Source organism: Bifidobacterium callitrichos, assembly GCF_008698085.1.
Classification (GTDB): Bacteria; Actinomycetota; Actinomycetes; order Actinomycetales; family Bifidobacteriaceae; genus Bifidobacterium; species Bifidobacterium callitrichos.
The window spans coordinates 443,343-453,613 of sequence record NZ_RZJP01000003.1 but is presented as its reverse complement, the minus strand read 5'-3'; the positions used below and the strand labels follow the sequence as shown (position 1 = coordinate 453,613).

At 65.3% G+C, this 10,271-nt stretch carries 6 protein-coding genes; 4 read left to right on the top strand and 2 right to left on the bottom strand.

What is annotated here, in order from left to right:
* Nucleotides 1-632 precede the first annotated feature (632 nt).
* The gene (locus EMB92_RS08820) at nucleotides 633-1,298 is read left to right on the top strand and encodes a tRNA (cytidine(34)-2'-O)-methyltransferase (RefSeq protein WP_223846827.1); all 666 of its coding nucleotides are present in this window, start codon (nucleotides 633-635) and stop codon (nucleotides 1,296-1,298) included.
* Here the strand turns inward: EMB92_RS08820 and EMB92_RS08815 are convergent.
* Together EMB92_RS08815 and EMB92_RS08810 are read right to left on the bottom strand one after the other, a co-directional pair.
* On the bottom strand, nucleotides 1,271-2,998 hold the full coding sequence (locus EMB92_RS08815; RefSeq protein WP_150394558.1) for a glycosyltransferase family 39 protein: 1,728 nt from the start codon (nucleotides 2,996-2,998) through the stop codon (nucleotides 1,271-1,273). The genes EMB92_RS08820 and EMB92_RS08815 overlap by 28 nt on opposite strands.
* 147 nt (nucleotides 2,999-3,145) lie before the next feature.
* A complete protein-coding gene (locus EMB92_RS08810; RefSeq protein WP_150394557.1) occupies nucleotides 3,146-4,135 on the bottom strand; it encodes a glycosyltransferase family 2 protein in 990 nt (329 codons plus the stop codon).
* Nucleotides 4,136-4,428: 293 nt separating this feature from the next.
* Here EMB92_RS08810 and EMB92_RS08805 point away from each other — a divergent pair, with 293 nt between their 5' ends.
* The 3 genes from EMB92_RS08805 to rpoB all read left to right on the top strand — a co-directional run bounded on the left by EMB92_RS08805 (nucleotide 4,429) and on the right by rpoB (nucleotide 10,256).
* Nucleotides 4,429-5,487, top strand: coding sequence for an HhH-GPD family protein (locus tag EMB92_RS08805; RefSeq protein ID WP_223847649.1), 1,059 nt, complete (start codon nucleotides 4,429-4,431; stop codon nucleotides 5,485-5,487).
* Between the two features lie 99 nt (nucleotides 5,488-5,586).
* Nucleotides 5,587-6,336, top strand: coding sequence for a hypothetical protein (locus EMB92_RS08800; protein ID WP_190973625.1), 750 nt, complete (start codon nucleotides 5,587-5,589; stop codon nucleotides 6,334-6,336).
* 356 nt (nucleotides 6,337-6,692) lie between these two features.
* Nucleotides 6,693-10,256 (top strand): DNA-directed RNA polymerase subunit beta, encoded by a 3,564-nt coding sequence (gene rpoB, locus EMB92_RS08795; protein WP_043165114.1) that lies wholly within the window; start codon nucleotides 6,693-6,695, stop codon nucleotides 10,254-10,256.
* The last annotated feature ends 15 nt before the right edge of the window (nucleotides 10,257-10,271 follow it).

Sequence of the window (10,271 nt, the reverse complement as noted above, 5' to 3'; positions counted from 1 at the left end):
AGATGTGTATAAGGGGCGGCCTACCACCCCAACCCTTCTCTCCGCCCTCCTCACTGCGGCTGGCGTACGTTTCCCTGGGTCTTTTCAATGTCTTTCCGGACAAACGTACGGTGAGGCACATTTAACGTACGTTTGTCCGGATAGCTCACAGAAACCTCCGGATGAACGTACTCTGATCGGGACTCTGCGTACGTTTGTCCGGGCGCGAGACGAAAACATCCGGATAAACGTACGCCAGCTGTGTGTGGGTGGGGGTGGATTGGCTGTGGTTCCAGGGGTTGTGGTTCCGGTAGTGATATGGAGGGGTTCTGGTGGTGATGTAGGGGTTGTGGTTCTGGGAGGTTGTTTTTCTGGTGGTGACACGGAGGGGTTGATGGTTCTGGTGATATGGAGGGGCCGGTGGTGATATGGAGGGTTGTGATTTCCGGGGGTTGTGGTTCTGATGGTGATGGTGTAGGGGTTATTGATGGTGTAGGGGTTGTGGTTCAGGGATTTCATGTGGATTGTGGGCAGAGCATGTCCTATGCTCGATTGTCGTCCGTGACGGTGGAACGGATATGAAGTCGTCCGTGACAGGGAACGGATATGGACAAGACGAGACCCGTGGTGGGAATAGGACGGAAAACAGGAATATGAGCGAGAACCAGACCATGCCGGAGGGCGAGACTTCCTCCAACCCGGAGGACAAGGTCGAGAAGATGTTCGAATACGGCTACCGCAAGTCGAACTACGGGCCGGACGAACTGGTGACCGACGCACACGGCAACCCGATCTCGGTGGTCGACGCGATGCTCTCCGCCGAGAAGGCCGCCGAGACGGAGACCGTCACCCCGCATCTGTGCTACTACAGCCCGCGCATCCCCGGCAACACCGGTTCGGCGATCCGCCTGTGCGCGGTCACCGGCACGATCCTGCATCTGGTCGAGCCGCTCGGTTTCAATCTGCGCGACACCAAACTGCGCCGCGCCGGCCTCGATTACCATGACATGGCGCACGTCGTACTGCATCCGAACTTCGAGAACCTCGTCGAGTCGATGCCGAACTCGCGCATCATCGCGTTCACCGCGCACGCCACGAAGCTGTACACGGAGATCGACTACCGTCCGACCGACATCCTCCTGTTCGGCCCCGAGCCGGGCAACATCCCCGACCCGATGGACATCATGGCTGGACCGCATGTGGCCGAACAGGTGAGGCTCCCGATGCGCCCGAGCCTGCGCAGCCTCAACCTCACCAACTGCGCGTCGATCGCGATCTACGAGGCGTGGCGTCAGTTGAACTTCGCCGGCGGACGGTGATCCGGGAGTCTCCGATACTCCTGATAGGTGATGGCCGCGTTCGCGTCGTGCTTCAGGATGCCGGTTCGCGTCCACTTGTCTGAGTCGAGCAGTCGGTCGTAGTCGCGCGTCGTCGACCATGACAGCAGCGTGAACCCCGCCGCGTCGAGGTCGTCGAGGGACCGCAGTTGCGCGGCCGACCCATGCAGGGGCGCGTACCCGCCGCGCGCCGGCACGTCGTCGGCGTCGAGGAAACGGTAGGCCGGACAGTCGCGGTAGTACCAGTACGCGTCGATGTACGTGTATTCGTCCTGCGCGACCACCGGATGCGTCTCGGAACATTCGACCTGCCGGCTCAGGGCGGCCGATCCGGGCGTGTCATCGCGATCGAAGCTGTGATTGCCCCGCACCCCGAACACGATGGCGCCGGCGACGAGCGTGACCAGCGTCACTACGTAGGCGATTCCGGTGAGGTGTCGGAAGGCTGTGGTTCGGCGGAGTATGGCTATGTCTGGCGATGAGGACGGTGATTGTGCCGGCGATGCCCGGCCCTCGGTGAGGGGCATGGCGAACGATATGCCCAGCGTCGCGTAGAGGAACGGCGCGACTACGCTCAGATAGCGCACCGAGAACATGCCGTATCCGCCGTTCGCCGTCTCCTGGATCGCCGACCAGAGTATGAGCAACGTTGTCGGTACGACGAACAGCATGACGATCAACGTCATCGCCGACATGCGATTCGGGTGGTGTATCCGGTTCGCCGGATCCGTCCATCGCAGTGTGCACATATATGCCGTGTATGCCGCGACCAGCGATCCGATGGCCGCCAGCACGATCGCCCCGACCATCAATGACGCCGGCGCGGGAATCTCGTCCTCGGTCATGCCGAGCAACATCACGTCGAACGCGTTCGCCACGCCGGACATGTTCATCCTGCGCGTCACCGGCGGCAGTACGGAGGATGAGCCGCGGACCTGTCCGATCGCGGCCGGCATCCAAGGCAGGAACAGCAGGATCGACGCGACGTAGGCGAGCATCCAACGCCATCCGTGCCATGTGCCATCGGTTCGGGTCCCTCCCGATTCGGCCCGTCGCGTCGCCTTCACCGAACGGACGGTCAGCCAGACCGCGTGCGTGAACCAGACGAAGGCGGTCAGATACAGCGTCAGCATGCCCAGCGCGACGATCACCGCGTACGCCGCCCACCAGCCGAATGTCGCGGATGGGCTCCGCGATTCGGGTGGTGATGTGGCCGGGCCCGGTCGCGACTGGCCGGCACGGCGAACCACGGTGACGCCCGTGGCATGCACGAGCGCATAGGTGCCGAGCGTGGCGAGCAGCATCGCCATCGCGTACATGCGCAATTCGTAGCCGTAGCGCAGCGTGAACCCGCCGCACAGCAACAGCGGCATGCACAGGCACGCGACGCGTTCGCCGAACAGGTCGCGTAGCATGACGAGCAGCGTCAGCACGGCGGCCCCGAGCAACAGGCAGTTGAACGTACGCAGCATGTCGATGTTCCCCTGCGCCAGCGGCATCCACGACTTGAGCATCAGGTAGTAGAGCGGCGGATGGGCGTCCACGGAGGTCAGCCTGATGAGTTCCGGCACCGGTTTCGAGGCGAGGATCAGCGAATACTGTTCATCGAACCACAGGGATCGTCCGCGTCCCATCAGCGCGCTGGTCGTCGTGACGACGGCGGCGCAGCACGATGCCAACACGGGGAATGGTATGGGAAGAAGGATGGAACGCAGGTGTGGGCGTATCCGGCGTAGGACAGGGGAGAGGGCCGGGGCAGAAGCGGCTGCGCGGCATGTGGAAGGGCGTGGGCGTGACATGGCTGGACTTCCTGTGACGGTTGCCGGCGGCTACCGCGACGTCGGCTGCCCGAGGTTGCCCCCGAGGTTGCCGTCGCGCACGATGTAGCTCGGCCGTCGCTTCGTCTCGAGATACGTCTTCGCCAGATACCGGCCGATCACCCCGAGACACAGCAGCTGCAACCCGCCGATGAACGTGACGATGCAGGCGAGCGACGGCCAGCCGGCCACAGGATCGCCGAACAGGGCCGCGCGCACGGCGATGAAGCAGGTGGCGCCGAACGCGACCGCGCACAGCAGCAGCCCGATGTAGGAGGCGATGGTCAGCGGCATCGTGGAACAGGACATGAGACCGTCGATCGCGTATCCGGTCAGCGTGAGGAAGTTCCATGTCGTGCGTCCGGCCGCGCGTTTCGCGTTCGGGTATTCGATCCACGCGGTGCGGAATCCGACCCACGCATACAGCCCCTTGGAGAACCGGTTGCGTTCGGGCAGTGCGGTGATCGCGTCGACCATGGCCCGGCGCATCATGCGGAAGTCGCGCGCTCCGTCGGGCACCTCGACCGGCGACACGAGGTTCATGAGACGGTAGAACAGTCGGGAGAACGCCGATCGGATCGGTGGCTCGCCGGCGCGTGTGGTACGTCGCGTCGCCACGCAATCAAGCGTCGGATCGTCGACCAGCATGGCGGCCATGCGCGGCAAGAGCGACGGCGGGTCCTGCAGATCGGCGTCCATCACGGCCACGAGGTCGCCGCTCGCCGCGTCGAGTCCGGCGAGCAGCGCGCCCTCCTTGCCGAAGTTGCGCGACAGCGACAGCCATCGGACGTCGAACGGCCATGTGCCGTCCGCCGCCTCGCGCAGCAGATGGGCGGTGCGGTCGCGGGATCCGTCGTCCACGAACACCAGTTCGACGCGCGTGCCGGGCGCGGCCGCGTCGATGCCGGCGATGGTGTCGGCCATCGCCGCGAGAAACAGCGGGATGCAGTCCTCCTCGTTGTAGGAGGGCACCACGATGGACAGGGTGGATGCGTTATGCATGGGAGCCTCCTTCTCTCGCGTTTCGCTTCTTCGTGATGCTCGCGATGATTTCATTGTCGGTTCGGGCGACGGCGAACTTGCCTGTAGTCGCCCTGAACGGACCCTGATTCATGTCCGGGTTGTCCTCATAACGGCTACGGGATGACGTAGGGGTTGTCGGGGCGTCGTGTCGTCGGCGGCTGTACGGCGTGACCGGCACAATGGGATCCTTGACGAAAGAGGTGGAAATGGTGCGGAACGGTGATCGGACTGACAGCGGTCGGGCTGATGGTCGGATCGATGGAACCGGCGTGGTGGCGTCCGGTGATGCGGGCGGTACCGGTCCGGCTGATCGGGCGAACCGCGCCGAACGCGTCCGCCTCAGGCTCGCCGCGTGGTGGGAGGCGAACGCGCGCGACCTGCCGTGGCGCTTCGGACGCGCGACCCCGTGGGGCGTACTGGTCTCCGAGGTGATGAGCCAGCAGACGCAGATGAGTCGCGTCGTGCCGTACTGGACCCAATGGATGGAACGCTGGCCCGACGCCAGGGCGCTCGCCGCCGCGCCGAAGGCCGACGTGATCACCGCGTGGGGACGGCTCGGCTATCCGCGCCGCGCGCTGCGATTGCAGGAGTGCGCGCGCGTCGTCTCGAGCGAATGCGGCGACGAACTGCCGCGCGGGTACGACGCTCTGATCGCGTTGCCCGGGGTAGGCGACTACACCGCGTCCGCCGTGATGAGCTTCGCGTACGGCGAGCGCGTGGCCGTGATCGACACGAACATCCGTCGCGTGCTTTCCAGACTGTTCCGTGGCGAGGAGTCGCGCGGGGGTGCGGCGAGTCCCTTGGAGCGCGCGCTCGCGAATGAGGTGCTGCCGTCGGATGGCGATGATGGCATGAACGATGTTTCACGCGGTGTTTCACGCGGTGTTCCACGTGGTGTTTCACGACGCGCCCCGCGTGCGACCCCGCCGTCGGTCGTGTGGAACCAGTCGGTGATGGAGCTGGGCGCGCTGGTGTGTACGGCGAAGAACCCGCTGTGCGAGCGGTGTCCGGTGTCGGCCGACTGCGCGTTCCTCGCCGCCGGGCGTCCGGGGCTGGGGGAGCGGCGTACAAGGCCGCGCCAGCGGTTCGAAGGCACCGATCGTCAGGTGCGCGGCATCGTGCTCAAGGCGTTGCGGGAGCTGGGTTCCACCGATTCCGGCGGTTCCGCCGGTTCCGCCGGTTCCGCCGGTTCCCGGGATTCCCTGCCGCGCGAGCGGGTCGAGGCGTTGTGGAAGGACCATGTCCAGCTCGACGCCTGCATCGCGGGTCTTGACGATGACGGACTGATCGAGATCCTGCCCGACGGGGCGCTGAGGCTGCCGCGGGGCTAGGCCCGGCGCGTGTGAGGTATTGGGAGAATCGTCTGTTCCGCGCGTATCGAACGCGTTCGTCCGTACACTGGGGATGTTATGGCAGTCAGGAGGAGCAGCATGGGCGGAACCGTGAATCCCGGCGGTGCGGGCCGTCCGGGGGCGAGATCAGGGGCGATGTCGGGGAACAGGGCGTCGGGCCGTTCGGCTGGCAGTGGCCGGTCCGGCGGTTCGCCTGCCGGTAGGCCCAACGGGAAGAAGCGCAGGCTCAGCAAGCGGCAGCGCGCGATCTACCGCCGTCGCCGCATAGTCGTGTTCTCGGCGCTTGTCGTCGTCCTGTTCGTGCTGGGATTCACCGTGTACAGCCTTGGACGCGGAGCCGGTGCGGTCATCAACGTGGCCACGGGCAATGCAAGCCATGCCGTCCTCGAACGCTCCACCTCGCCCGAACCGCATCACAGCGCCACCGTGAAGAACTGCACGGCGAAGAACACGCGGCTTGAACTGACGGCGAAGACCGCCACCGTCGCGGTCGGCGGCTCGCTCGACTGGGTGGCGACCATCACGCACGAGGGATCCGACTCCTGCATCATCGACGCGTCCGACTCCGGCCGCGTGCTCACCATCACCTCCGGCGGCGAGACCGTGTGGCGCTCCGACTCCTGTCCGACCGAGGCGCGCTCGCTCCTCATGGCCAAGGGCGACAAGGACGTCCAGACGATCACGTGGAACGCGAGCCGCACGTCCGACCAGTGCGTCGAGAACCAGGACGATCTGCCCAAGGTGGATCGCGGCACGTACGTGGGCGTGCTGAGTCTCAAGAACGCGCCGAAGGTCAAGAGTCAGCCGGTCACGGTCGAGGTGCAGTGACGGTCGAGGTGCAGTGACGGCTGAGAGTGTCTGTGGTGAAGGCGTGGGACGTCACTGGGGCGCTGTCAACACCGGCAAATGCATCGGAAAATGCATCGGCAAATGCCGAAAATACCGAATCAGCCGCCAATAGTCATGTGATTTGTGAAGGAAATGTGCTGATTTGATTCCGTCGTGTGGGGAGATCGTCTCGTCGCGGTAAAGAGTCCACCCTTACCACTACATTTATTTACTTGCATATGGCGTGTCATATTGCGGGCATGCCGTCAACGATGAAGCGCCCGCACAGGCATATGGTGGCCGTGCCGGCGCTCCCGGGGAAACCATACGATCTAGCGAGCGATAAGGAACGTCCATTGGCTACTGAGTCCAAGACGAACACCACCACCATCACCGCACGCGCCGACCAGCACGACATCGACCTGCACAAGGCGTCGGACCGCGTGAACTTCGGTTCCATCAAGGAACCCATCGATGTGCCCTACCTGCTGGGCGTGCAGACCGACAGCTTCGACTGGCTGATCGGCAACGACCGCTGGAAGGCGCGCGTCGCCGAGGACGAGAAGAACGGCACCGTCACGACGCCGCACACCTCCGGCCTCGATGAGGTCTTCAACGAGATCTCTCCGATCGAGAACTTCGCGCAGACCATGTCCCTGACCTTCTCCGACCCGTACTTCGAGGAGCCGCGCCACACGGTCCAGGAGTGCAAGGAGAAGGACTACACCTACTCCGCGCCGCTGTACGTCAACGCCGAGTTCGAGAACGGCGAGACCGGCGAGATCAAGTCCCAGACCGTGTTCATGGGCGACTTCCCGCTGCAGACCGCGCACGGCACCTTCATCATCGGCGGCACCGAGCGTGTCATCGTCTCCCAGCTCGTGCGCTCCCCGGGCGTCTACTTCGACCGCCAGCAGGACCGCACCTCCGACAAGGAGGTCTTCGGCGCGAAGATCATCCCGTCGCGCGGCGCGTGGCTCGAGTTCGAGATCGACAAGAAGGACCAGCCGCAGGTGCGCGTGGACCGCAAGCGCAAGCAGTCCGCGATCGTCTTCCTCATGGCCATCGGCATGACCAAGCCGGAGATCCGCGAGGCGTTCAAGGACTACCCGCTGGTGCTCGACGCCCTGGAGAAGGAGCAGCTGCAGACCCAGGACGAGGCCCTCGTCGACCTCTACCGCAAGATCCGTCCGGCTGACACCCCGACCCCGGACGCCGGCAAGAACCTGCTCGACTCCTTCTACTTCAACACCAAGCGCTACGATCTGGCGCGCGTCGGCCGCTACAAGATCGACCGCAAGCTCGGTCTCGAGACCGACATCAATGATCGCAGCCTCAAGCACGAGGACATCATCGCGACGATCAAGTACCTCGTCACCCTGCACGACGGCAAGACCACCTTCCCGGGCAAGCGCAACGGCGAGGACGTGGAGCTGCGCGTCGACGTCGATGATATCGACCACTTCGGCAACCGCCGCATCCGCCAGGTCGGCGAGCTGATCCAGAACCAGCTGCGAACCGGCCTGAGCCGTATGGAGCGCGTCGTGCGCGAGCGCATGACCACCCAGGACGCCGAGGCCATCACCCCGCAGTCCCTGATCAACATCCGCCCGGTGAACGCCACCATCAAGGAGTTCTTCGGCACCTCCCAGCTGAGCCAGTTCATGGATCAGAACAACCCGCTCTCCGGCGTGACGAACAAGCGTCGTCTCTCCGCGCTGGGCCCCGGCGGCCTCTCCCGCGACCGCGCCTCCATGGAGGTGCGCGACGTGCACCCGTCCCACTTCGGCCGTATGTGCCCGATCGAGTCCCCTGAAGGCCCGAACATCGGTCTGATCGGCTCGCTGGCGACCTTCGGCCGCGTCAACCCGTTCGGCTTCATCGAGACCCCGTACCGCAAGGTCGTCGACGGCCACGTCACCGACGAGGTCGAGTACATGACCGCCGACCGCGATCTCGACCACGTCATCGCCCAGGCCAACCAGGAGCTCGACAAGGACGGCAACTTCGTCCAGGACGAGGCCCTTGCCCGAGTCGGCGAGGAGGAGGCGGTCGATGTCCCGGTCAGCCAGGTCGACTACATGGACGTCTCCCCGCGCCAGATGGTCTCCCTCGGCGCCTCGCTGATCCCGTTCCTCGAGCACGACGAGGGCCACCGAGCGCTGATGGGCACCAACATGCAGCGTCAGGCCGTTCCGCTGATCGAGTCCGAGCGCCCGCTCGTGGGCACTGGCTCCGAGTGGCGCGCCGCCAACGACTCCGGCGACGTCATCAAGTCCGAGAAGGACGGCGTGGTCACCTACGTGTCCGCCGACATGATCCGCGTGATGAACGACGACGGCACCACCAGCTCCTACAAGCTGGCCAAGTTCCAGCGTTCCAACCAGACCACCTGCTACAACCAGCGTCCTATCGTCCACGACGGCGAGCGCGTCGAGGCCGGCACCGTGATGGCCGACGGCCCGGCCATCCAGAACGGCGAGCTGGCCCTCGGCAAGAACCTGCTCATCGCGTTCATGCCGTGGAACGGCTACAACTACGAGGACGCCGTGATCATCTCCCAGCGTCTCGTGCAGGACGACACCCTCTCCTCGATCCACATCGAGGAGTACGAGATCGACGCCCGCGAGACCAAGCTGGGCGCCGAGGAGATCACCCGCGACCTGCCGAACGTCGGCGAGGACGCGGTGGCGAACCTCGATGAGCGCGGCATCATCCGCATCGGTGCCGAGGTCGAGGCCGGCGACATCCTCGTCGGCAAGGTCACGCCGAAGGGCGAGACCGAGCTGACCCCGGAGGAGCGCCTGCTGCGCGCCATCTTCGGCGAGAAGTCCCGCGAGGTGCGCGACACCTCGCTGCGCGTGCCCCACGGCGAGACCGGTACGGTCATCGGCGTCAAGGAGATCACCCGCGAGGATGCCGAGGAGGACGGCGACGAGCTGCCCAACGGCGTCAACCAGATGATCCGCGTCTACATCGCCCAGCACCGCAAGATCACGGTCGGCGACAAGCTCTCCGGCCGCCACGGCAACAAGGGCTGCATCTCGCGCATCCTGCCCGAGGAGGACATGCCGTTCCTCGCGGACGGCACCCCGGTCGACATCATGCTGAACCCGCTCGGCGTGCCGTCGCGAATGAACCTGGGCCAGGTGCTCGAGCTGCACCTGGGCTGGATCGCGCACTCCGGCTGGGACATCTCCCTGGATCCGGATCTCGAGGCCGAGTGGAAGAAGCTCGTCCCCGCCGGCGCCGAGAAGGCCGAGCCGGGCACCCCGGTCGCGACCCCGGTGTTCGACGGCGTCAAGCCGGACGTCCTCAAGGGTCTGCTGTCCACCACGCTGCCGAACCGCGACGGCGACCGCATGGTCGGCCCGGACGGCAAGGCCACGCTGTTCGACGGCCGCACCGGCGAGCCGTTCGCGCGTCCGATCTCCGTGGGCTACATGTACATGTTGAAGCTCCACCACCTCGTGGACGACAAGATCCACGCCCGTTCCACTGGCCCGTACTCGATGATCACCCAGCAGCCGCTGGGCGGCAAGGCGCAGTTCGGCGGCCAGCGCTTCGGCGAGATGGAGGTGTGGGCCCTCGAGGCCTACGGCGCCGCGTATACGCTGCACGAGATGATGACCACCAAGTCCGATGACGTGGACGGCCGCGTGCGTGCCTACGGTGCGATCGTCAAGGGCGAGAACCTGCCGCCGGCGGGCATCCCCGAGTCCTTCAAGGTGCTTCTCAAGGAGATGCAGTCCCTGTCCCTGAACGTCGAGGTCCTGAACGCCGAAGGCCAGGCCATCGACATGAAGGACGAGGACGACGATCCGACGAACGCCTCCGACGACCTCGGCTTCAACATCGGCGCCCGCCCGGACGCCGCTGCGAAGGAAGACCAGGCCGCCCCGCAGCCCGAGTATCAGTGAGCGATACCGGACCTG

Excerpts from the sequence above, each read along its gene's own strand:
- EMB92_RS08800 (WP_190973625.1), top strand. The coding sequence starts at position 5,587 with ATGGGCGGAACCGTGAATCCCGGCGGTGCGGGCCGTCCGGGGGCGAGA.
- EMB92_RS08810 (WP_150394557.1), bottom strand. The coding sequence starts at position 4,135 with ATGCATAACGCATCCACCCTGTCCATCGTGGTGCCCTCCTACAACGAG.
- EMB92_RS08820 (WP_223846827.1), top strand. The coding sequence starts at position 633 with ATGAGCGAGAACCAGACCATGCCGGAGGGCGAGACTTCCTCCAACCCG.